Origin of the sequence: Sphingomonas sp. SUN039, from assembly GCF_024758725.1 — a bacterium.
GTDB lineage: Bacteria > Pseudomonadota > Alphaproteobacteria > Sphingomonadales > Sphingomonadaceae > Sphingomonas_O.
In genome coordinates this window covers 3,249,365-3,270,632 of record NZ_CP096972.1, presented here as the reverse complement: position 1 = coordinate 3,270,632, position 21,268 = coordinate 3,249,365, and the positions used below count along the sequence as shown (strand labels likewise).

20 protein-coding genes and 1 tRNA gene are annotated in these 21,268 nt (G+C 66.8%); 7 read left to right on the top strand and 14 right to left on the bottom strand.

Annotated features, from left to right (window positions below; translation table 11 throughout):
- Nucleotides 1–48: 48 nt before the first annotated feature.
- Genes fdxA through M0209_RS16205 form a run of 3 tightly spaced genes read right to left on the bottom strand, consistent with a single transcriptional unit; the run spans nucleotide 49 to nucleotide 3,169 of the window.
- Nucleotides 49–387 (bottom strand): ferredoxin FdxA, encoded by a 339-nt coding sequence (fdxA, locus tag M0209_RS16215; RefSeq protein WP_258889314.1) that lies wholly within the window; start codon nucleotides 385–387, stop codon nucleotides 49–51.
- 33 nt (nucleotides 388–420) lie between these two features.
- Nucleotides 421–693 (bottom strand): RNA-binding S4 domain-containing protein, encoded by a 273-nt coding sequence (locus M0209_RS16210; RefSeq protein WP_258889683.1) that lies wholly within the window; start codon nucleotides 691–693, stop codon nucleotides 421–423.
- A 16-nt stretch (nucleotides 694–709) separates the two neighbouring features.
- Nucleotides 710–3,169, bottom strand: coding sequence for a helicase-related protein (locus M0209_RS16205; protein WP_258889313.1), 2,460 nt, complete (start codon nucleotides 3,167–3,169; stop codon nucleotides 710–712).
- Between the two features lie 151 nt (nucleotides 3,170–3,320).
- Here M0209_RS16205 and M0209_RS16200 point away from each other — a divergent pair, with 151 nt between their 5' ends.
- Complete coding sequence (locus M0209_RS16200; protein WP_258889312.1) at nucleotides 3,321–4,925, top strand: M23 family metallopeptidase; 1,605 nt, start codon at nucleotides 3,321–3,323, stop codon at nucleotides 4,923–4,925.
- On the opposite strand, the gene M0209_RS16195 is transcribed toward M0209_RS16200, so the two are convergent.
- Both M0209_RS16195 and M0209_RS16190 read right to left on the bottom strand, forming a co-directional pair.
- On the bottom strand, nucleotides 4,922–5,608 hold the full coding sequence (locus tag M0209_RS16195) for an RlmE family RNA methyltransferase (RefSeq protein WP_258889311.1): 687 nt from the start codon (nucleotides 5,606–5,608) through the stop codon (nucleotides 4,922–4,924). The two genes, M0209_RS16200 and M0209_RS16195, sit on opposite strands and share 4 nt — an antisense overlap.
- Nucleotides 5,605–6,627 (bottom strand): Ppx/GppA phosphatase family protein, encoded by a 1,023-nt coding sequence (locus M0209_RS16190; protein WP_408988215.1) that lies wholly within the window; start codon nucleotides 6,625–6,627, stop codon nucleotides 5,605–5,607. Before M0209_RS16190 ends, M0209_RS16195 begins: the two co-directional genes overlap by 4 nt.
- A 151-nt stretch (nucleotides 6,628–6,778) precedes the next feature.
- Here M0209_RS16190 and M0209_RS16185 point away from each other — a divergent pair.
- Nucleotides 6,779–6,852, top strand: a tRNA-Gln gene (locus M0209_RS16185).
- Nucleotides 6,853–6,886: 34 nt separating this feature from the next.
- On the opposite strand, the gene M0209_RS16180 is transcribed toward M0209_RS16185, so the two are convergent.
- From M0209_RS16180 to hisS, 7 genes are all read right to left on the bottom strand, one after another.
- Nucleotides 6,887–7,189, bottom strand: a complete 303-nt coding sequence (locus M0209_RS16180) for a hypothetical protein (RefSeq protein ID WP_258889310.1) — start codon at nucleotides 7,187–7,189, stop codon at nucleotides 6,887–6,889.
- 95 nt (nucleotides 7,190–7,284) lie between these two features.
- Nucleotides 7,285–8,775 (bottom strand): DUF4139 domain-containing protein, encoded by a 1,491-nt coding sequence (locus M0209_RS16175; protein WP_258889681.1) that lies wholly within the window; start codon nucleotides 8,773–8,775, stop codon nucleotides 7,285–7,287.
- Between the two features lie 2 nt (nucleotides 8,776–8,777).
- Nucleotides 8,778–10,166 (bottom strand): DUF4139 domain-containing protein, encoded by a 1,389-nt coding sequence (locus M0209_RS16170; RefSeq protein WP_258889309.1) that lies wholly within the window; start codon nucleotides 10,164–10,166, stop codon nucleotides 8,778–8,780.
- Between the two features lie 232 nt (nucleotides 10,167–10,398).
- Nucleotides 10,399–11,241 (bottom strand): DUF4167 domain-containing protein, encoded by an 843-nt coding sequence (locus M0209_RS16165; protein ID WP_258889308.1) that lies wholly within the window; start codon nucleotides 11,239–11,241, stop codon nucleotides 10,399–10,401.
- 256 nt (nucleotides 11,242–11,497) lie between these two features.
- Nucleotides 11,498–12,319, bottom strand: coding sequence for a peptide chain release factor N(5)-glutamine methyltransferase (gene prmC / locus M0209_RS16160; protein WP_258889307.1), 822 nt, complete (start codon nucleotides 12,317–12,319; stop codon nucleotides 11,498–11,500).
- Nucleotides 12,320–12,457: 138 nt separating this feature from the next.
- Nucleotides 12,458–13,534, bottom strand: a complete 1,077-nt coding sequence (gene prfA / locus M0209_RS16155) for a peptide chain release factor 1 (protein ID WP_258889306.1) — start codon at nucleotides 13,532–13,534, stop codon at nucleotides 12,458–12,460.
- Entirely contained in the window at nucleotides 13,531–14,874 is a 1,344-nt protein-coding gene (gene hisS / locus M0209_RS16150) for a histidine--tRNA ligase (RefSeq protein WP_258889305.1), read from the bottom strand. The genes prfA and hisS overlap by 4 nt, the downstream gene beginning before the upstream one ends.
- Before the next feature lie 53 nt (nucleotides 14,875–14,927).
- Between hisS and M0209_RS16145 the strand changes: the two genes are divergently transcribed.
- On the top strand, nucleotides 14,928–15,560 hold the full coding sequence (locus M0209_RS16145) for a DUF1345 domain-containing protein (RefSeq protein ID WP_258889304.1): 633 nt from the start codon (nucleotides 14,928–14,930) through the stop codon (nucleotides 15,558–15,560).
- A 59-nt stretch (nucleotides 15,561–15,619) separates the two neighbouring features.
- On the top strand, nucleotides 15,620–17,530 hold the full coding sequence (locus M0209_RS16140) for a M61 family metallopeptidase (protein ID WP_258889303.1): 1,911 nt from the start codon (nucleotides 15,620–15,622) through the stop codon (nucleotides 17,528–17,530).
- 21 nt (nucleotides 17,531–17,551) lie between these two features.
- Here M0209_RS16140 and M0209_RS16135 read toward each other — a convergent pair whose 3' ends face one another.
- Nucleotides 17,552–18,373, bottom strand: coding sequence for a helix-turn-helix transcriptional regulator (locus M0209_RS16135; protein WP_258889302.1), 822 nt, complete (start codon nucleotides 18,371–18,373; stop codon nucleotides 17,552–17,554).
- Nucleotides 18,374–18,520: 147 nt separating this feature from the next.
- Here M0209_RS16135 and ppa point away from each other — a divergent pair, with 147 nt between their 5' ends.
- From ppa to M0209_RS16120, 3 genes are all read left to right on the top strand, one after another.
- A complete protein-coding gene (ppa, locus tag M0209_RS16130) occupies nucleotides 18,521–19,054 on the top strand; it encodes an inorganic diphosphatase (protein WP_258889301.1) in 534 nt (177 codons plus the stop codon).
- A 10-nt stretch (nucleotides 19,055–19,064) separates the two neighbouring features.
- Nucleotides 19,065–19,730 carry a hypothetical protein gene (locus M0209_RS16125; protein WP_258889300.1) on the top strand — a complete coding sequence of 222 codons (666 nt, stop codon included), beginning with the start codon at nucleotides 19,065–19,067 and terminating at the stop codon, nucleotides 19,728–19,730.
- Between the two features lie 83 nt (nucleotides 19,731–19,813).
- On the top strand, nucleotides 19,814–20,332 hold the full coding sequence (locus tag M0209_RS16120; RefSeq protein WP_258889299.1) for a thermonuclease family protein: 519 nt from the start codon (nucleotides 19,814–19,816) through the stop codon (nucleotides 20,330–20,332).
- On the opposite strand, the gene M0209_RS16115 is transcribed toward M0209_RS16120, so the two are convergent.
- Nucleotides 20,322–21,248 (bottom strand): hypothetical protein, encoded by a 927-nt coding sequence (locus M0209_RS16115; protein ID WP_258889298.1) that lies wholly within the window; start codon nucleotides 21,246–21,248, stop codon nucleotides 20,322–20,324. The genes M0209_RS16120 and M0209_RS16115 overlap by 11 nt on opposite strands.
- Nucleotides 21,249–21,268: the final 20 nt, after the last annotated feature.

The following is a 21,268-nucleotide window of genomic DNA, read 5'->3' as shown; positions in this document are numbered from 1 at the left end:
CGTCTTACATCGGTAGGAAAAAAGACGGCGAGTTGGCTACATCGTTCGTCAGTCGCCCTGGCCTGGCTCCGGCGAGAAATGCGCGTCGAATTTGCCTTCGACGCCCTTGTATTCGTCGGCGTCGGCCGGGGCTTCGCGGCTGCGCGTGATGTTGGGCCATTGCGCGGAGAAGGTCGTGTTGAGCTCGAGCCATTTCTCGAGACCGTTTTCGGTATCGGGCAGGATCGCCTCGGCCGGGCATTCGGGTTCGCACACGCCGCAGTCGATGCACTCGCTGGGGTTGATGACGAGCATGTTCTCGCCCTCGTAGAAACAGTCGACCGGGCACACTTCGACGCAGTCCATATACTTGCATTTGATGCAGGCGTCGGTGACGACATAGGTCATTGCGGTCGGTGCTCCCTAAGAATGGGCTTCGCGTTAGTTTTGCGCGTCCGCGCCGTCAATCATGTCGGTGTAACAGGCGCGCGCTTCTGCTGGCGGGCCGCGCCGCGTCGGGAGGCTTTCGATCCGCAACACCCGGATGTCGCCGCGATGCGTGGCAAAGCTCAGCACGTTGCCGATGTGGACGGGTGCGGCAGCCTTGGCCACCGGGCGTCCGTCGATGCGCAGATGCCCGCTGGCGGCCAGCGCCTGTGCGAAGCTGCGCGAGGCCGAAATCCGCGCAAACCACAGGAAACGGTCGAGCCGCATCGTGGCACCGGACCCCTCAGCCAAGCCGCATATCGCCCAGCGCCGAAAACGCATTGGGTTTGACCGGCTTCACCGGTCGTACCGGTTTCGGGCGGCTGCCCCATGTCCACTGCCCGTCCCCGCCGGCACGAAAGCCGAGGGCGCCGAGGATGGCGGCAAAGGTTGCGGCGTCGATGCCGAACGAGGTCGCCAGCGCGGTATCGGGCAGGAACGGCACCCGCGCGGTCCGTAGATCGTGCGTCGCGCGCGCGATCCGTTCGACCAGATCGACGCGGACCAGCGTGCCGCCGAATGCGCGATACCCGCGCGCCGCGATCCCCTTGCTGGTCGTCGCGCCGGGTTTGAGCGTATCGGCGACCGGCGTTCCGGCACGCACCGCATCGAGCGCGTTCGCCCAGAACAGCGCGCCGGGCTTGAGCAGCCGGGCGTCATAGACGTCGAGGCTACCGATGGTTAGCCCCGAACGGGTCAGCGCACGGCGCAATTCGCTGCCAAGGCCGCCAAGCGCGCTGTCGACAGCGGCGCGCGGCACAATGCCGCCGCCCGCGATCAGCGGTGCGAGGATGGCGCGGGTCGGCGCGGGTGTCTTCGGCGAGGCGCGCGCCGCCTCCATATCGCGCAACGGCCCGAGATAGCGGGCGAGCTGTCCGTCGAGCCATGCTGCGAGCCGCGCCGCAACCTTCGTGCGGTCGAGCGCATCAAGGGTGCGGTCGAGACGGATGTCGGGCACGAGCGCGCGGCCCTGAGCCAGAGTCGCGACCGGATGCCCCGCCCAGAGGAGGACCAGCGGGCTGGCCATCCCCTCGACCCGGAATTCGCTGTCGGGTGCGCCGACCAGCGCCGCCGCCCGCAGCGCGCGTTCGGCAACGAGATGGCGTTCGGCCGCCGCAATCAAGCGCTTGCGGTCGAGGCCGCGCGCTGCCGGATCGACGCTGAACGCAAATCCGTCGAGCCGTCCGATGCTTTCGTTTTCGACCGTGACCGCGCCGTCCTCATCCACCGCGACGGCGAGCAATCCGGCATCGCCGCCGACCTGCCGCATCAGCACCGATGTCCGCCGGTCGACGAAGCGTTCGGTGAGCCGCGCGTGGAGCGCATCGGACAGCCGTTCCTCGACGGCCTCTGTCCGCGCCGCCCAATGCGCGGGGTCGGCGAGCCAGTCCGAACGGTGCGCGATATAGGCCCAGGTCCGCACGCCTGCGATGCGTCCACCCAAGGTCTCGACATCGCCATCGGCGCGGTCGAGACGTTGAAGCTCGTCGGCGAACCATGGCACCGGGACATGGCCCTCGCCTTCCGACAAATGCCGGAACAGCCGTCCGACAAAGCGGGCTTGATGGTCCGCGCCGACCTTGCGAAAGTCGGGGACACCGCATGCCGCCCATAACCGCGCGACCATCTGGCCGCGCGCACGACTGCGGATTTCGGGGTCTTCCGACAGACGCTTGAGCACGGCCAGATCGACCGATTGCGGCGCGCTGCGGAGTTTTTCGTGGATCGGCGGCGTCTCCAGACTGTCGATCAGCGCATCGAGCGACGAGGTGTCGGGCGCGCCCTCTCGCCAGTAAAGATGATCGACGCGGGGGAAACGGTGGTCCTCAATGGCCTCGATTTCTTCGGGGCGGAAGGCAGCGGGGCCGACCTCCGACCCCAGCGACCCGAACGTCCCGTCGCGCTGGTGCCGCCCGGCGCGGCCCGCGATCTGCGCCATTTCGGCGACCGTCAGCCGCCGCAGCCGGTGGCCGTCGAATTTGGTCAATGAAGCAAAGGCGACATGGCCGATGTCCATGTTCAGGCCCATGCCGATGGCATCGGTCGCGACCAGATAATCGACCTCGCCCGCCTGATACATCGCGACCTGCGCGTTGCGGGTTCGGGGGCTGAGCGCGCCCATGACGACCGCCGCGCCGCCGCGCGTCCGGCGGAGCATCTCGGCGACCGCATAGACCTCCTCGGCGCTGAACGCGACGATGGCGCTGCGTTTCGGGATACGCGACAGCTTCTTCGCACCGGCATAGCTCAGTGTCGAAAAGCGCGGGCGGCGGACGATTTCGGCTTCGGGCACCAGCGCGCGAACGAGGCCGCTGATGCTCGCCGAGCCGAGCACCATCGTCTCCTCGCGCCCCCGCACGCGCAGTAGCCGGTCGGTGAAGACATGCCCGCGCTCGGGATCGGCCCCCAATTGCGCTTCGTCGAGCGCGGCAAAGGCAACATCCCTGTCCACCGGCATCGATTCGGCCGTGCACAGCAGCCAGCGCGCACCGGGGGGCAAGATTTTCTCCTCGCCGGTGAGCAGCCCGACCTCTTTCGCGCCCTTGATCGCAACGACGCGGTCGTAAACCTCGCGCGCCAGCAGGCGCAGCGGAAAGCCCAGCATCCCGCTCGAATGCGCACACATCCGCTCGATGGCGAGATGCGTCTTGCCGGTGTTGGTGGGGCCGAGGACGGCCGTCACATTGGCGCGGGGATGCGGCATGATTTCTACATCGGGCGTGCGGGCATGTCGCGCAACCACTTCGCTTGGGCTGTCTGCATTCTTCCTTCTCGCCGGAAGGAGAAGGACGAAACTTCCATCGCGCCGCACTCACCATTCGCCGCAACTGCCCGTCCGCGCGGCACGAGTTAGTTTGACTTTAACCCTGTCGCTCCACAGTGATGTCACCGGGCGGTCGCAGATCAGACGACCGGGCGGGTTGCACTCTGACGCGGGCGGGCACGGGTTGTTTCAGGCGAGCGAGAACGGTTTCGGCGGCGGGGGGACGGCCATGCTGTCGCTCGACCGCGCGCTGCCCGACGCGCGCATCCCCTTCGGCCGTGCGGGCCTCGCCAAACCGAGCGCCAACTGGTTCAGCATCGATGTGCTGCCCGATCTCGGGATCGATATCGGCAGTCGCCACTGGTGGCGCGGCCTTGCCGCCTGTATCGCGCTGTGCGCGACAACCTTGGCCTTCGCCCCCGGGTTCGAGCCGCTGGTCGTTCCTGCCGCCCCGCCGCTGTCCCCCGCCGCTTGGGAGGAAAGCCGCGCCCAAAGCATTTCGCCGCTCGCCTGGGGCGGCGACACCGGTCGCCATATGGCTGCGACCGATGCCGTCCAGCCGCTGGCCGATACACCCGAACGTCCGCAGATCGACCTGACCGCGATGCTCGGCGAGGGCGACAGCCTGCGCCACGCGCTCGAACGCGCCGGAGTCGGCGGCGGCGAAGCCAGCCGGATCGCCGAGATGACATCGGATATCGTCGATCCCGACGAGATCCCGGCGGGGACCGCGCTGGCGGTCACCCTCGGTCGCCGGTCGTCGAAAAACGACGCCCGCCCGTTGCAGTCGCTCGCCTTCCGCGCGCGGTTCGACATGCGGGTCAATTTCGTGCGCGTCGGCAATGCGCTGACGATGCAGCGGATGCCGGTTGCGGTCGACAGCAGCCCCTTGCGTGTCGAGGGCCGCGTCGGCGACAGCCTCTACGCCTCTGCTCGTGCGGCAGGCGCCCCGGCGGGCGCGATCCAGACCTATATCCGTGCGCTCGCGCCGCATGTCCCGATGGAAAATATCGGTGCTGACGACCGGTTCGACCTGATCGTCGAACAGGACCGCGCGGCGACCGGCGAAGTCCGCTATGGCAAATTGCTCTATGTCGGGCTTGCGCGCGGGAACCGGGCCACACGGATGATCCAGTGGGATGTCGACGGTTCCGGGGGGGATGGCCAGAGCCAGTGGTACGATGCCGCCGGGGTCGGCGAGCGCCGCGCCGGGTTCGTGCTGCCCGTCGCCAACGCGCGCAAGACCAGCGGCTTCGGCTGGCGGCTCCACCCGCTGCTCGGCTATTCGCGCATGCATCAGGGCACCGACTATGGAGCCGCCTATGGCACGCCGATCCGCGCGGTCACCGACGGCATCGTCAGCTTTGCCGGTTGGCACGGCGGGCATGGCAACATGGTTCAGCTGAAACACCCGAGCGGCCTCGGCACCGGCTATGCCCATATGAGCCGCATCGCCGTCGCGCCGGGATCGCGCGTCGCACAGGGGCAAGTGATCGGCTATGTCGGCTCGACGGGCCTGTCGACCGGCCCGCATCTGCATTTCGAGGTTTACCGGGGCGGCGTGGCGGTTAATCCGTCGGGCGTGAGTTTCGAGTCGCGCTCGATCCTCGAAGGCGCGCAACTCGCGGCGTTCCGGGCGAAACTGGGCAGCATATTGGCGATGCAACCGCAGCGGATGCAAGTCGCAGCGCGTTAGGCTTCGGTCGGCGGCACTTCCGCCCGCCCCTTGAATCCCTGCGCCACCACATACCATTCGGTCGAGCCTTTGCGGCTCGCGGGCGGTTTCGCGTGCTTCACATGGGCGAAGTTGCGTTTGAGTTCGGCGACCAGCGCGCTGTCGGCCCCGCCCGCAAATACTTTCGCGACGAACGCGCCGCCGGGGCGCAGCACCTGGACCGCGAATTCGGTCGCGGCCTCGACCAGCCCCATCGTCCTGAGCGCGTCGGTCGGCGGGTGGCCGGTGGTGTTCGCTGCCATGTCCGACAGCACGAGGTCGGGGGGACCGCCGAGCGCGTCGATGAGATAGTCGGGCGCGGCGTCGTCCATGAAATCCATCTGGACGATGTGCACGCCGTCGATGGGGTCGACCGGCAACAGGTCGATTCCGATGATCCGGGCCTTGGGGGCTTGCTTGCGGACGACTTGTGCCCAGCCGCCCGGCGCGATGCCGAGATCGATGACGTGGCGCGCACCCTTCAATATGGCGAACCGCTCGTCGAGTTCGATCAGCTTGTATGCCGCGCGGCTGCGATAACCCTCGGCGTGCGCGCGTTTGACATAAGGGTCGTTGAGCTGGCGGGCGAGCCAGCGGTTCGACTGGGCCGTGCGCCCGCGCGCAGTCTTGACGCGGGTTCGCGAGGCACCGCCGCCCCGGCTCACCGGACGGCTCCCGCCATCAAGGCGCGCAAAATCCCCTCGCGGATGCCGCGATCCGCCACCCCGACGCGCGGCGCGGGCCACAGGTCGAGGATCGCTTCGAGAATCGCGCACCCCGCCACGACCAGGTCGGCGCGCTCGGTGCCGATGCAGGCAACCTGCGCGCGCTCGGCAATCGACATGGCGGCCAGGTCGCGGCCGATGCGGCGCATATCGCCGACCGGGACATGCAGCCCGTCGACGGCGCGACGGTCGTAGCTTGGCAGTTCGAGGAACACGCTGGCGAGTGTCGTCACCGTGCCGCTGGTGCCGAGCAGCCGCAGCTCGCCTTCGGGCAGGTCGAGCGCGCCGAGTGCCTCGGCGACGCGACCCTTCATGCGTTCATAGGTCGCGATCCGCGCGTCGCGGTCGCCGACGCCTTGCGGTTCGCTTTCGGCCAGCGAGACCACGCCCCAGGGGACGCTGATCCAGTCGGCGATCTGCGGCGGCCCCGCGCCCGGCAGGAGTTCGACCAACTCGGTCGAACCGCCGCCGATGTCGAAGATCAGCGCCGGCCCGTCGCCCGGCTCGAGCAGCGCGTGGCAGCCCTGCACCGCCAGCCGCGCCTCCTCGCCGGGGTCGATAATGTCGAGTGCAATGCCGGTTTCGCGATAGACCCGGTCGACGAATTCGCGCCCGTTTTCCGCACGGCGGCAGGCCTCGGTCGCGACCGCGCGCGACAGATGGACGCCGCGCCTGACCAGCTTGTCGGCGCAGATCGACAGCGCCGCGACCGCGCGTTCGATCGCCGCATCGCTTAGCCGCCCCGACGCCGCCAGTCCCTCGCCGAGCCGCACGATGCGCGAAAAGGCATCGACAATGACGAAACCGTCTTCGCCCGAGGGCCGCGCGATCAGCAAGCGGCAGTTATTGGTGCCCAGATCGAGCGCGGCATAGGTCCGGCGCGGGTGCCACGCCCCCTGGCTGTTGCGGTGCCCCGCGCCACTTGCGGCAGGGGCGGCTGAACCGGCGTCGGCCATCATGTGTCTGCCCAATCACTACGGACGCACCAGCCCGCAGCACTTGGGCACAGGTGTAGCGGGCGTCTCGCCGCGCGGCAACCACGGGTCGGCGTAGCGCACGCGACCGCGTTGACTTGAGGCCTCGATTCGACCTACAGGCGCGCTCCGGCGCTGCCCTGTCGTCTAATGGTAAGACAACGGTTTCTGATACCGTTTATCGAGGTTCGAATCCTCGCGGGGCATCCAGCAGGACGAGGAACCGCCGTTCAGGCCCGATGCGCTAGGCCGGGGTATAGCTGCCCACATACCATGCCCCGCCCGCGTCCGAGCACCACTCCGTCGTCTTGTCCTCAAAATTGCAATAGACGCGGATATAGGGCTGGCCGTTGAGCACATAACAGGTCGCCGAAACGTGTCCGCCGGGCGCGAGGAAGTTCGTGCTCGCCCAGGCCGACCCTGCCCAATAGCGTTCGGTTATGTTGTTCCCGTCGGTCGAATAGACGTGCAGTTGCGCGATATTGTTGGTGTCGATCCAGCTGACAGCAGCGGTGCCGACCGGCATCGGTGGCGGTGTAAAGGTCATGATGCATTTTCCCCCGGATCGCGCGAACGACTCGCGCGACGTGCCGGTGAAAAGGACGACATTGTAACTTGGCGCGCAACACTTTGTTGGCCGCGTCAGTCCTTTTCGCGATAGCCGAGCGAGACACTGCCATTGGCGGGGACGGTCGCCGCCCAGAGCCAGGCGCCGTCCTTTTTGCGGACCCTGGCCGAGAAGCCCGACAGATTGCGGTCGCCGAGCTTGCCCTCGAAGGCGACCGGATAAGGATTGTCGTTGGTGACGGTCAGCTTCCCGTCGGTCTGGCGCGCAATGACGCCGGTCGCGGTCGCGACATCGATTTCGACTTCCTCGCCCACCGCCTTGTCGCCGACCGATCCCTCGCCGAGGAGCAGCTCGCGTGTCGTCCCCCGCTGGTAGAGCGCGAGCTTGCCCGCCGGGAGCGGCAAGCCGAGGCCGTCGGCAATGCGGTTCTTCGCCCGCAAGGTCAGGCGAACCTGCGCGTCGCCATCGCCCCAGATATCGGCACGATAGACGAGCGCGACGGGCACGCGCTCCTTGTCGAGCAAGGCCACCTGCTTCTGGGCGTTGGCGGCAACGGTGACGGGTTCGGGGACGCGGTAAAGTTTGAGGTCGCCCAGTTCTTCCTGCTGTACGGTCATTGCCGATTTGGCCCGGCGTCCCGTTACGACGACATCCTGCGCCAGCGCCGACATCGCGACCGGCGCGGGCATCAGCATGTCGCCGCGTTCTTCGGCGTAGCGTTCGAGCCGCTCCATCGAAATGTCGTTCGTCGTCCCCTGCGGCCAGCAGGTAAGATTGACGGCAGGGTTTTGATAAGGCCGCTCGCGCCGCTCATTACTGCGGTTCAGCCGCCCTGCGATCACCATCGCCTGCGCCTTTGGGAAACTGGTCTCGTCGGCGCTGGCCAGCGTGACCCAGCCGAACAGGTCGAGGCTTTTGCCGTCGCTGCCCAAGGTCGCGACATAGTTCGCCTGCCAGTCGAAATTATCGGCGAGGTAGCTGAGCGTCACCGTCGCGGTCGCGGCGCGCGCGCTGCGTGTGCGGACCGACAGCGTCGGCTTGGCCGACAGTCCCTCGGGCAACGCGTCATAGACGATGGTTTCGGGGATGCCGGTGCAGCGCAGCGCCTCGATCCCCGCCGCCGTTTGCAGCACCACTTGTCCGCCGGGGCCGGAGCGGATCACGGCTTCCTCTTCGCTGGTCTTGCCGGTCGCGCGCACCGTGCGACGGATCGAGACGCGCCGCCCCACCGATGCGCCGAGCAGGCTGGCGGGGGACAGGAGATTGGCGTCCTGATTCTTTTCGACCACCCCGTCGGGCAGGCCGGTGACGATCGCGCTTTCGGGCAGGATGCCGCCCGCGACCCCTTCGAAGCGGATCACCCCGTCGCCCGCCGGGATGGTGACGCGACGGGTTTCAGTGACGAGCGCGAAGCCGCGCAGATACCGCAGGTTCATTGCCTCGTCGGCGGAACGGTCTGGCGCGCGGTAGATGCTGACCGAGACGGTCTCGGGGGCGGGTGAGGTCGTCGTAGTTTGGGCAAGCGCCGGTGCCGAGACAAGCACCAGCAACGCGGCGTAGCGCACCCTCAATACCGCGTGTCGAACACGGCTGTGACCGTCGCTTCGCCGTTGGCGGGCACGGTCACTTTCCACACCGCCTCGTCCGACGAGCGGCGCTCGCTCTTCTGGCTTTCGGACAGGATGCGCGTGTCGTCCCAGTAATTGTCGAGACCTGCCTGGGTCAGGTCGACGACCACTGGTGCGTTGCGGGCGTTGGTCAGCGTGTAGCGCATCGACGTACGCCAGCGGATGTCGCTCAGCCGTTCGCGCTTCTCGACGACGGGCTTCACTTTCACATCGAACGCCTCGCCGGTCTTGAGGCCCAGCGCCGACCCCATCGGGGTGTGGCCGATGGTGTTCTCACCGATGAACTGCGGCTGGCCCTTGGCGTCCTTCATATAGACGCGCACCGTCCCCGCCGGGAGGGCGTCGCCGAGGCCGCCGTCGCGCGAGGTCGAAAAGCGCAGCACCGTGTCCGCGGATTGCGCCTCGGTCTGCGTGCCTAGCCAGCCATTGCGGTATTCATAGCCCTTGGCCGCCGCCGCACCGCCGACGTCGAGGAAGCTCACCTGCTTCTGCTGCGCCTGCGCAATCGTGGTGCGTTCCTTGATCGGGTAGAGATAGAAATCGCCGAGTTGCGCGCGGTTTGCGGTCTCCGTGCCGGGCTTGATCATCCCGCCGCGCTGCGGCTGCGGATTGTACGAGCGGCCGTATTGCGGCTGGCTGTCGCCGACCTGGCCCGCGACCAGCAGCGTTTCCGCGTTGGTGTAGGTCGTGCCCGAATTATTGGTCAGCGTGACCCAGCCCTGCACGTCGATCTTGCCGAGACCCTCATCGAACAAGGCGACATAGTCCGCCTTCCAGCCGAGGCCGGGGGTCAGATAGCTGAGCGACACAGGGCGCGTGCCCGCGCGGGTCGAATCGAGCGTGACCGACAGCGTGGGCCGCGCGCGCAGATTCGGCGGTACGCGGTCGAAGATCACGCGAACCGGCAGGCCGTCATCACGCAGCACTTCGATCCGCTGGCCGATCTGGAGCACGACACCGCCGTTCGCGGCCAGCACCTTGGCCTGTTCGCGGGTTTCCGCGCCGGTTGCGGGGTTGATGCGGACGATGGTCACGACCTGCCCGACCGCTTTCTGCATCAGTGCGGAAGGGCTGAGCAGGTCGTAATCGAAATTCTGTTCGACGATACCGAAATCCGCGCCGCCGATAGTGACGGTCTCCGCCCTGATCTGGGCCGAAACGTCCGGAAATTCGACCGTCGTCCGGCCCTGCGGCAGCGCGGTCGCGCGTATGTCCTGCACCAGCGCGAGATTGTTGTTGTAGATCGTAACCGCGACAGTCCCTTGCGCGGATTGCGCCGCAAGGGGGGCGCTCAGGGCGAGCAACGGCAACAGGGCGAAACGGCGCATCAGGTGACTCTCCCGGGTCGGTGTTGCCGGGAGCATGACAGCATCGCAGGTGAAGCGGGAGTGAATAAGCTTCTTTCCCTCTCCCCTTGCGGGAGAGGGTCCTCGCGCGAAGTGCGGGAGGGAGAGGGGTCGGCGGTCGGACAGTCTCGTCGGGCGCAGACGCGCCCGAACCCCTCTCTCCGCCGCCCCTGCGGCGCGTGTAGTCCTTTCCCGCAAGGGGAGAGGGGCAGTATCACTCCCCTTCGGTTGCCTCGACGACCTTTTTCGGGCGACCGCGCTTCTTGGGCACGGCGATTTCTTCGCCCTCGACGCCCATTTCCGGCTCCATTGCCGCAACCCCGATAGCGGGCGGCAGCGCGTCGAAGGGGAGCACGCCGACGCTGTCGTCATCGTCATGCGACGCGCCATTGCCGTTGCTGCGCGCGCGCGGGCGGCGGCTTTCGCCGTCTTCGCGGGTGCGCTCGAGACGGGGACGCTCCTCGCGCTGCGGGCGGTCGTCGCGCGCCGTCACGTCACGCTGGGGACGATCTTCGCGTTGCGCGCGATCCTCGCGGGGCCGGTCGTCACGCTGGTAGCGATCCTGACGCGGGCGATCTTCGCGGGGACGGTCATCACGGGGACGGTCCTCGCGCGGCCGGTCATCGCGATTCTGGTTGTCGCGGTACTGGCGCGGGGCCTGCTCCTGACGTTCCGGACGATCCTGACGCGCCTGCTGCGGGGGCCGCGCGTCGAATTCGCGCTCGATCTCGTTGCCGTCTTCGTCGAACTGCTCTTCCGGCTCGGCATAGTCCTGACGCGGGCGGTTGGGGTTCGCTTCCTCGTAGCGTGCGCGGCTTTCGGCCAGCACGCGGAAATAATGGTCGGCGAACTGGAAATAATATTCCGCCAGCACCCGGTCGCCCGATTGCTGCGCGTCGCGCGCGAGCGTCTTGTATTTTTCGAGCAACTGCGGGGCATTGCCACGCGCGCGATTGTCGATGCGGTTGCCGAGTTCGGGCCGTCCGTTCTGCTGACGCTGGCCGTTCTGGCCACCCCGGCCGCGACGGCGACCGGACTGCTGGCGATTGTTGATCAAGCTGATGCCGTCCTAAACAAGGGGGGTGTTCAAATCCCTTTTTGCCCCGTTGCGGACCGTCGTATCCGGGCTGTCCGGACGATCGGTCGCTCTGCCGAACCGCAGCCTCATTGCCGCGACCGGAAGGATGTGGGGGTAAGGCAGCGGCGCATTCGCTTTACAAAAAGCTGGGAGATGCGTTCGCCCCTTGGGAGCTGCATTAGCGCCGCCCGAGGGCCGCGCCAAGCATTATTTGCCAAGCACTAGTTAAAGGCGTCTATCGCAGCGTCGCCACGATGCAGCGGTCGCGACCGCCCAGATCGCTGCGGCATGCGACATTCAAGCCATGGGCGGTGAACAGCGCGGCGACGGTTGCAGCCTGCGTCCAGCCGATCTCGACACAGGCAACGCCGCCCGGCGCGATGAGGCGCGGGAGCTCGCCCGCGAGCACCCGATAGGGGTCGAGCCCGTCAGGCCCGCCGAACAACGCCTCGGCGGGCTCGTAATCGAGCACTTCGCGGGGCAGCCCCTCATCCTCGGCGACATAGGGCGGGTTGCTCAGCACCAGATCGAACTGCCGGTCGATGCCATCGGCCCAGTTGCCCCCGGTGATTTCGGCACGGTCGCCGAAGCCGAGCCGCGCGGTGTTGCGTAGCGCATAGGCGCGGGCGGCATCGGAGCGTTCCACGCCCAAACCGGTCGCGTCCGGCCATTGGTCGAGCGCAGCGAGCAGCAGTGTGCCGGGGCCGGTGCCGAGGTCGAGGATCGTTGCGGGGCTGCGGTCCCCGAAATGCGCGACGGCAGCCTCGATCAAGGTCTCGGTATCGGGGCGCGGGATGAACGCGCCGGGGCCGACCTCCAGATCGATCGTCCAGAACCCGCGCAGGCCGGTCAGGTGCGCGACGGGTTCGTGCGCGAGGCGACGGGCAAGGAGCGGGGCGAAGGTGTCGGGGACCGCGTCGTCGAGATGCGCCATGATCATCGCGTTGCGCGGGATACCGAGCGCGTGGGCCATGAGCAGCTCGGCATCGAGACGCGGCGTGGGGCCGACGCGGGCGAGGGCGGTGGTGGCGGTGGCGAGGGTCTGGCGGACAGTCATCCTCCCTCTCCCTGCAGGGGAGAGGGACAGAGCGGCGTTGCCCGCCGCTCAGGGTGAGGGAATGAGTGAGGTTTCGGTCCCTCACCCTGTTCGCGTTGCAACCGCGAACTGTCCCTCTCCCCTGCAGGGAGAGGGGGATCACCCATCCAGCGCACCCAGCCGCGCGGCCTCGTCCTCGCTGATCAGCGCGCCGATCAGTTCGTCCATCGCGCCCTCCAGAATTTCGGGCAGGCGGTGGAGGGTCAGGTTGATCCGGTGGTCGGTCACACGCCCCTGCGGGAAATTATAGGTGCGGATGCGTTCGCTGCGGTCGCCCGATCCGACCATCGCCTTGCGCGCGCCCGAGCGTTCGTCGGCGAGGCGGCTGCGTTCGAGTTCGTAGAGCCGCGTCCGCAGCACTTTCAGCGCCTTGGCCTTGTTCTTGTGCTGCGACTTTTCGTCCTGCTGGATGACGACAAGGCCGCTGGGCAAATGGGTGATGCGGACGGCTGAGTCGGTGGTGTTGACCGACTGCCCACCGGGGCCGGACGAGCGATAGACGTCGATCCGCAGGTCGGCGTCGTTGATGACGACATCGACGTCCTCGGCCTCGGGCAGCACGGCCACCGTCGCCGCGCTGGTGTGGATGCGCCCGCCGCTTTCGGTCGCGGGGACGCGCTGGACGCGGTGCACCCCGCTTTCGAACTTCAGCCGCGCGAACACGCCCTGCCCCGTCACGCTGGCAACGACTTCCTTGTAGCCGCCGACATCGGCTTCGGAGGCGGAGATCAGTTCCACCCGCCAGCCGCGTTCCTCGGCATAGCGCTGGTACATGCGGAACAGATCGCCCGCGAACAGCGCCGCCTCGTCGCCGCCGGTCCCGGCACGGATTTCGAGCATCGCCGCGCGCTCGTCGGCGGCATCGCGGGGGAGGAGTTTGAGCGCCAGCGCCCGTTCGGCTTCGGGCAGCGCCTCCTTGATGGCTTGTGCCTCTTCCTCGGCCATTTCGCGGATTTCGGGGTCGGCGTCCTTGAGCATCTCGCCCAGCACCGCCTGTTCGGCGCGCAGGCGGCGCAGCTCGGCAGCGGCAACAGCGACGGGTTCGAGCTCGCTATATTCCTTCGACAGCGCGATCAGCCGCTCGGTCGCAAGGTCGCCCGCGCTGAGCTGCCCCTGCAACTCCTCGCGCCGCGCTTCGATGGCGGCGATACGTTCGTCGGAAATTTGCGGGGTCATGCCGCTTCGCGCCGGATCACGCCGTCAAATTGGCTGCCTTGCGGCCCGCTCATGTGGCTGCTCAGGCCAAAATCATCGCGAAGTACGGAAAGCAACTTTAGCACAAGAGCTTCCCCGGCTTCGTGCGATTGATTTGCCCGAACGGAAATTCCGGCATTCAAGCGACCGTCGGGCTCAGCGCGCCAATCAGTCACGATGATGCGACCTGGACGGAACTCTTTAGCAGCTACTTCAAACCTCTTCTTTGCGTTGCCACGATAGGCCGTGTCCGAAGAGATGCCTCGTCGACGGAGCGCGTCAATGATCTCTCGAGTTAACGCTTCGGCACCTGGGGCTTCAGGAATTACAGCGACAGCTCCATCGGACGCATAGTTCTGAAGCAACATCCCCAACCGTTCGATCCCCGCCGCCCAGCCCACCGCCGGCGTATGCGGCCCGCCCAGCGTTTCGATCAGCCCGTCATAGCGGCCACCGCCGAGCACCGTCCCCTGCGCGCCCAGGCGGTCGGTGACGAATTCGAAGGCGGTGTGGCGGTAATAGTCCAGCCCGCGCACCAGATGCGGGGCGATTTCGTACGCCACGCCTGCTGCGTCCAACCCTTCGCGGACCTTGGCGAAGAAATCCTCTGCTTCCCCGCTCAGCACCATCTTCGGCGCGGTATCGGCGGCGGGGCGGTCGCGGGGGTCTTTGCTGTCGAGAATCCGCATCGGATTCTTGTCGAGACGCGTCAGGCTGTCCTCGGACAGATCGCCGCGATGCGCCTCGAAATGCGCCACCAGCGCCGCCCGCCACGCATCGCGCGACGCCGCATCGCCGAGCGTGTTGAGCTTCAGCGTCACGCCCTCATTGATGCCCAGTTCCTTAAGCAACTGATCGGCGAAGCACAGCAGCTCGACATCCGCCGCCGGTTCCGCCGCGCCGATCACTTCGGCATCGAGCTGGTGGAACTGCCGGAATCGCCCCTTTTGCGGGCGTTCGTAGCGAAACAACGGCCCGTGCGTCGCGACCTTCATCGGCGCGTATTGCTGCCAGCCCTCGGTCAGATAGGCGCGCGCGATGCCCGCCGTGAACTCGGGGCGCAGGGTCAGCGAGTCCCCGCCGCGGTCCTCGAAGGTGTACATTTCCTTCGACACGACGTCGGTCGTTTCGCCGAGCGACCGTGCGAACACCGCCGTCGCCTCGAACACCGGCACCTCGACCCGCCCGAAACCGTAGAGCCGCCGCACCCGGTCGAAGGTCTGCACGACATGGTGGAAGCGGTCGGCTTCCTCGCCGAACATGCTCTGAGTGCCGCGGATAGGGCGGGGGGTTTCGACCCGGGGAGTTTTGGGACTTGCCATTGGGACGCGCGCCTTAATCGGTTAGTGCGGTTTTACGCAACCGAGGGACGTCGATGGCCACCAAACGCACACTCGGGCAACGCGTCGCGCCTGCCCGGTTCCTTGCCTTCCTCGTGATCTTCGCCGTGGCGTTCGCTGCATCGTTTGCCGCGCTGGGCTGGAGCCGCGCGTTGATGACGGGGTTCGATGTCGCCGCCGTGTTCTTCCTGCTCGCAATCACCCCGATCCTGCGCACTAGCGGCAAAGCGACGATGCGCCAGCATGCCGAGGAGAACGACGCCAATCGCGTCGTCCTGCTCATCCTTACCAGCGTCACGATGATCGCCATCCTGACGGCCGTATTCAGCGAATTGTCGGTGAAGGACGGCGGCGGCCCGCCCAAGGGGCTGATCGTCGGGACGCTGGCGCTCGCCTGGCTGTTCTCCAACACGATCTATGCGCTGCACTACGCGCATGTGTTTTACGTCGAAGGGTCGAAGGGCGGGTTGAAGTTTTCAGGGACCGGCGATCCCGATTACAGCGACTTCGTCTATTTCGCCTTCACGCTGGGCATGACGTTCCAGACGTCGGATACCGCCGTCGAAACGCGGCACATGCGCCGGATCGTGACGGTGCACAGCCTGCTTGCCTTCGTCTTCAACATCGGGGTGCTGGCGTTCACGATCAATGTGCTGGGGGGCGGCTAGACGCGCGGTGCAGGCTTGTTACAAAGTTGCGCGATAGTCCTTTGCCGAAAGCGCCGCCCATGTACCTGCGTCCCCTCGCCGCCCTGCTTCTCCTCTCCGCTGCTGCCCCCGCGCTCGCCGCGAACAGCGCGCCGCAGCCGTTGCCGATCGTCGATACGATCCCGGCGGCGCGCGACATCCCCTATCCCGGCACGATGACGCTGAAGGTCGATGCGACCGACACCGACCAGAATATCTTCAAGGTCCAGCAGACCATCCCGGTCGCCAAGGCGGGGCCGATGACCCTGTTGTTCCCGGCATGGCTGCCCGGCAACCACGCCCCGCGCGGGCAGGTCGAAAAAGTCGCGGGGCTGGTCGTCAAGGCAGGCGGGCAGGTGCTGTTGTGGAAACGCGATCCCGTCGATGTCTATGCCTTTCATGTCGATGTCCCGTCGGGGACGCGGGCGCTCGACGTGAGTTTCAGCTTCCTGTCGGCCACCGTCGCCGACCAGGGCCGAATCCAGGTGACGCGCGAAATGCTGAACCTGCAATGGGAAGCGGTGTCGCTCTATCCGGCGGGCTATTTCACGCGCCGGATTCCGGTGACGGCGACGGTGACCTATCCGGCGGGCTGGCAGGCGGCGACGGCGCTGCGGCCCACCGCCACGACAGGCAATACGGTCACCTATGGCACGGTGAACTATGAAGTTCTCGTCGATTCGCCGGTCTTTGCCGGCAAATATTTCCGCAAGGACGATCTGGGTCAGGGGGTCACGCTCAACACCGTTGCCGACAGCGCGAAGGAGCTGGTCGTCAGCGACGAGGTGCTGGGCAAGCATCGCGAGTTGGTGACGCAGACAGTCAAATTGTTCGGCGCGCGGCACTTCGACCATTATGATTTCCTCCACGCGATCACCGACCGCATGGGCGGGATCGGCCTCGAACATCACCGGTCGAGCGAGAACCAGAACGATCCGGGCTATTTCACCGATTTCGCGAACAGCCTGCCCGACCATAATCTGCTGCCGCACGAATTCACGCACAGCTGGAACGGCAAGTTCCGGCGCGGGGCGGACATGTGGACGCCTGATTTCAAGACGCCGATGCGCGGGTCGCTGCTGTGGGTGTACGAGGGACAAACCCAATTCTGGGGGCATGTCCTCGAAGCGCGATCGGGCCTGACCTCGAAACAGGACAAGCTCGATGCGCTGGCCGGGATTGCGGCGGCGCTCGACAACCGGCCAGCGCGCGAATGGCGGTCGCTCGACGACACCACCAACGACCCCGTCATCAGTGCGCGGCGGCCCAAGGGCTGGCTGAGCTATCAACGCAGCGAGGATTATTACAACGAAGGGCTGCTGATCTGGACCGAGGCCGATGCAATCATCCGGCAGGGGATGAACGGCGCCAAGGGGATGGACGATTTCGCCAAGGCGTTTTTCGGCATCAACGACGGCGACTGGGGCGAGGTGACCTACACTTTCGACGATGTCGTGAGCACGCTGAACGGGGTCTATCCCTATACGTGGCGCGAATTCCTGACCGACCGGCTGACGCAGAAGGACCGCGCGCCTTTGGGCGGGTTCGAGCGGAGCGGCTACAAGCTGGTCTACACCGACACGCCGAGCAATTTCATCAAGCAGGGGATGAAGGCGAACAAGTTCCTCGACCTGACCTATTCGTTGGGCATCAACGTCGCCAAGGCAAAGATCACCGCCGTCCAGTGGAATGGCCCGGCGTTCAAGGCGGGGCTGACGGTGGGGCCGGAGATCGTCGCGGTAAACGGCGTACCGTACAGCGAGGATGTGCTGAAGGCGGCAGTGACCGCGGCCAAGGGCGGCACCGCGCCGATCCGGCTGACGCTCAAGACCGACACACTGGTCCGCGACGTCAATGTCCAGTGGAACGGCGGCCTGCGCTACCCGAAGTTCGAGAAGGCGGCAGGCGCACCCGATGGACCGTTGGACCGGTTGCTGGCGGCGCGGCCGTAAGCCGACCGCGCGCACCCGCAATCAGTCGACCCGGTTGAAGTAGGTCGTCTCCAGCTTCGGAATTTCGCTTCCGGCCCAGATGATCGTCTCGGTCATGCTCTTGCGGTCCGGCGCGACCGTGTAGACGCGCGTCGATACCGGGGTGCCGGCGCGGCCGAGCGTCATGACCAGCGTGCCCGCCGCGGGCTGACGCAGCGCGACGGTATCAGCTATCTTCAGACTGCTGACGACCGGCACGGGTGCGCCGCCCACGGTTGCGCGCGATTCGGCGTGCGCGATCGAACCGTCTCCGGCGACGATATCTACCAGCGTTGTCCAGGTCCGGTCCGCCGACGCGCGAAACGTGATCGTCACCCGCCTCGGTCGCTCATCTTCGGGGATACGCGCTACGTCCAGCGACCATGTACCTTCCAGAGGCATCGGTCCGGCTGTCGCGACGGCAGACGGCGCCGTTGCAGCCTGTTCCACCGACGACACCGTCGTCGCGGCATATCCAAGGGCTGCCATCGTTAGCGAGATCAGCATCACCAAAGTTCCTTTCGACCAGTCCGACCCGATCGTTTCGGGCCGCGACCAGCCCTGCACCGCGACTTCGGGCGTCCCCAGATCGATATTTTCGTCCCAAATTTTCTGGGCAGCCAGTCGCCGGGCAAGTTCGCGGCTGCTGCCCGTGCCGGTCTTGCGCCGCGCTTCACGCAAGCGTTCGTTTATCGCCGCTTCCGAACAGCCAAGCTGGGCCGCAATCGACTTTGCGGTGTGGCCCGACGCCAGCAGCCGAAGAACCGCCAATTCGCGATCGTTGAGACCGGCGGCGGAGACAGGCAGGCGGGCGGCAGACGACACGGCCAGTGCTCACCACAGGCGACTGCACGGGTCCATCACAATTATTTCGTCCGCGCGAAGATTGCGCCGCAGAGCTTCTTTTCGGGGGCGGCGCACAACCCAGCCGCGGGCTTTCCATCGGCAATCGACCTGGGCTATCGTCCTCTCATGCGCATCGACCTTATCCCCGCCGGGGACAATCCACCCGACAGCATCAACGTCGTCATCGAAGTGCCCATCGGCGGCGAGCCGGTGAAGTACGAGCTCGACAAGGCGAGCGGCGCACTGTTCGTCGACCGTATCCTGCACACGTCGATGCGCTATCCGGCCAACTACGGGTTCGTACCCCATACGCTGGGCGAGGACGGCGATCCATTGGACGCGCTGGTCATTGCGCGGTCGCCGATCATCCCCGGCGCGGTCATCCGGGTGCGGCCGGTCGGCGTGCTTCTCATGGAGGACGACAAGGGCGGCGACGAAAAGCTGATCACCGTGCCGGTCGACACCACTTTCCCCTATTATAGCGAAATCGGCACGCACGACGATCTGCCGCCGATCGTGACGCAGCAGATCGAACATTTCTTCGCGCACTACAAAGACCTCGAGCCCGGCAAATGGGCCAAGCTCAACGGCTGGGGTACCGCCGACGACGCCAAGCGCATCATCGTCGAGTGCATCGAGCGGGCGAAGCTGCACCCGTGATGACGCGCGCATGACCCGCTGGCGCTGGGCCGCGCTGGCGGCGGTCGCGACGATCCTGACGGGCCTCAGCTTCGGACTGGTGCCCGCGAGCGATGCGTGCCGCGCCGTTGCCGCGCACCCCTGGGCCGAGTTCCAGCAGGTCGCTACGCCACACGCCGCCACGACGCTGATCGATGCCTGTGGTGCAGGTCGCCTGCGAAGCGGCATGTGGATCGACGCGCTGGCGTTCATCCCGGTCTATGCCGCGTTCCTTCTGGCATCGCTGTGGGCAGCGCGACCGCAACATCTTGTCGGGCTGGCGATGGTCGCCCTGCTGTCGGTCGGCGTATTCGCCGACCAGATCGAAGGGTTTCGCCTGCTGGCAATGATCGACGCCAATGGCGGCACGACGGCGATGGTCGCCGCCGCCAACCGTGCGACCTTTGCCAAGGAATTGTTTCTGGCAGCCGCAACCGGCGCGGTCGGGCTCGCGGTGTTCGGGATGCGCGACTGGCGTCGCTATGCCGGAGCACTGGTCGTGGCGGGCGCGGCAATCGTTGTCGTGGCGCTCTTCACGCACCGGCCGACGGCGCCGGTCATGCTGGTGCTGTGGCTGACGCTGGCGGTGGTTGCGCTGACCGGCGCCTTGCGATCCGAAGTGCCCGCAGACCGAAACGGAGCAATATCCCCGAGATAGCCGCCGAAACGGAGCCGGTCGCTTAACCCTCCGGTGACCCCGCGCCGCTACACCCGCTCTCCAGCAGAAAGGAGGCGGCGGCGATGGCACAGTTCGGGATCGGCAGGCGGCGCGGGCGCGATAGCGGTTTCATGCTGTTGCTCGGCGGGGCGCTGGCGGCAGGGGCGGGGATCGGCACGCTGGTCGAGCTGCCGCGCACGGCCCCGGCCTTGGAAACCGGCGTGCCCCTAACCGCGGTCTCGCGACAGTTCGGGTCGTGCCACACCGGCGGCGGCATCGATTGTGTCGTCGACGGCGATACCTTCTGGATGGACGGCGAGAAGATCCGCATCGCCGATATCGACGCGCCCGAAACGCACCCGTCGCGCTGCATGGAAGAGGCGCGATTGGGCAGTGCCGCGACCGACCGGCTACAGGCGTTGCTGAACGCGGGGCCGGTAGAACTCGCAATCGCCGACCGCGACACCGACCGCTACGGGAGCAAGCTGCGGATCGTGCGGCGCGACGGACGGTCGGTCGGCGCGATGCTGGTCGACGAAGGGCTGGCGCGCCCCTGGGAAGGGCACCGGCGACCGTGGTGCGACGACGAAGCTAGCGTTTGAGGACTGCCAGCGCCGCAGCCGTCGCGCGGGCATAGGCACTGCCGGTGTAGCGGTGCGTGCCGGGAAAATGGACGAGGCCCGGGTCGGCACGGTCGCCGTCGTCCCAGAAATGGTAATAGCGCGCATAGGGCAGCAGCACTGGATCGGGCGTGTTGGCGACGAGATAGTTCGACGCGACCTGTTCGCTGCCCCATTGCCGCCAGACCTCGCTGCCGACTGCCGCCTCCGCCGCGCGTGAAAAGGCCTGCGCGTCGGCACGGGTCACGCTGCCGGGGGCAAATCCGGCGAAGGCAGCACAGGCGCGGACGTAGCGGCGGGTGTCGGGATCGGGCAGCCGGTCCATCCGTGCTTCGATCTGCGTCTGGACGTGCGACGCAGCGGGCAGGGCGTCGGGGCCGTCGGGGTACACGTCGCGGCGGAAGTCGGTCAGCGTCTTCAGCCCCTGCGCCTCACCATCGGTGCCGCCGACAATCGTAAAGCTGCGGCCCGCATCGATGGCGGCGCGGACTTCACCGACTGCGCCGAGCGTCACCGTGTCAGAATCGAGCTGGATGACATAATCGCGCGCCGACAGGTCGATCAGCGTCATCAGCCGTTCCCAGCACCCGCCGCGCGGGGCATCGCCGGTATCGACATCGCGGATCGAACGGATTTCAGGGTTGCCGAGATGCGCCGCCATCAGCGCCTTGTCGTCGGTCGTCAGCGAGCCGTCGTCGAGCAACACTACCCGCCCCCGACCGAGCGCGGCAAGAAAGGATTTGGCCGCGACCAGATAGGGGCCGAGCACGCGCGTCCCGATCATCGAAAAGACGACCACCCCATCGTCGTGCACCGTTGCGGGCGGGGTAGCGAACACCGCGCGACACTGGCGCGTGTGCGCGGCTTCGCGGGCTTTGCGGACGATACGGTCGATCATGCGCGCGCCTTAACCGGCAC

What these genes read in the sequence shown, in the direction of transcription:
- M0209_RS16170 (WP_258889309.1), bottom strand. Translation starts at nt 10,166, where the DNA reads ATGCGCCGTTTCGCCCTGTTGCCGTTGCTCGCCCTGAGCGCCCCCCTT.
- M0209_RS16205 (WP_258889313.1), bottom strand. Translation starts at nt 3,169, where the DNA reads ATGCCGCATCCCCGCGCCAATGTGACGGCCGTCCTCGGCCCCACCAAC.
- M0209_RS16120 (WP_258889299.1), top strand. Translation starts at nt 19,814, where the DNA reads ATGGCACAGTTCGGGATCGGCAGGCGGCGCGGGCGCGATAGCGGTTTC.
- prmC (WP_258889307.1), bottom strand. Translation starts at nt 12,319, where the DNA reads ATGACTGTCCGCCAGACCCTCGCCACCGCCACCACCGCCCTCGCCCGC.
- M0209_RS16125 (WP_258889300.1), top strand. Translation starts at nt 19,065, where the DNA reads ATGACCCGCTGGCGCTGGGCCGCGCTGGCGGCGGTCGCGACGATCCTG.
- M0209_RS16210 (WP_258889683.1), bottom strand. Translation starts at nt 693, where the DNA reads ATGCGGCTCGACCGTTTCCTGTGGTTTGCGCGGATTTCGGCCTCGCGC.
- hisS (WP_258889305.1), bottom strand. Translation starts at nt 14,874, where the DNA reads ATGGCAAGTCCCAAAACTCCCCGGGTCGAAACCCCCCGCCCTATCCGC.
- M0209_RS16115 (WP_258889298.1), bottom strand. Translation starts at nt 21,248, where the DNA reads ATGATCGACCGTATCGTCCGCAAAGCCCGCGAAGCCGCGCACACGCGC.
- M0209_RS16140 (WP_258889303.1), top strand. Translation starts at nt 15,620, where the DNA reads ATGTACCTGCGTCCCCTCGCCGCCCTGCTTCTCCTCTCCGCTGCTGCC.
- M0209_RS16180 (WP_258889310.1), bottom strand. Translation starts at nt 7,189, where the DNA reads ATGACCTTTACACCGCCACCGATGCCGGTCGGCACCGCTGCTGTCAGC.
- M0209_RS16190 (WP_408988215.1), bottom strand. Translation starts at nt 6,627, where the DNA reads ATGATGGCCGACGCCGGTTCAGCCGCCCCTGCCGCAAGTGGCGCGGGG.
- fdxA (WP_258889314.1), bottom strand. Translation starts at nt 387, where the DNA reads ATGACCTATGTCGTCACCGACGCCTGCATCAAATGCAAGTATATGGAC.
- M0209_RS16145 (WP_258889304.1), top strand. Translation starts at nt 14,928, where the DNA reads ATGGCCACCAAACGCACACTCGGGCAACGCGTCGCGCCTGCCCGGTTC.
- prfA (WP_258889306.1), bottom strand. Translation starts at nt 13,534, where the DNA reads ATGACCCCGCAAATTTCCGACGAACGTATCGCCGCCATCGAAGCGCGG.
- ppa (WP_258889301.1), top strand. Translation starts at nt 18,521, where the DNA reads ATGCGCATCGACCTTATCCCCGCCGGGGACAATCCACCCGACAGCATC.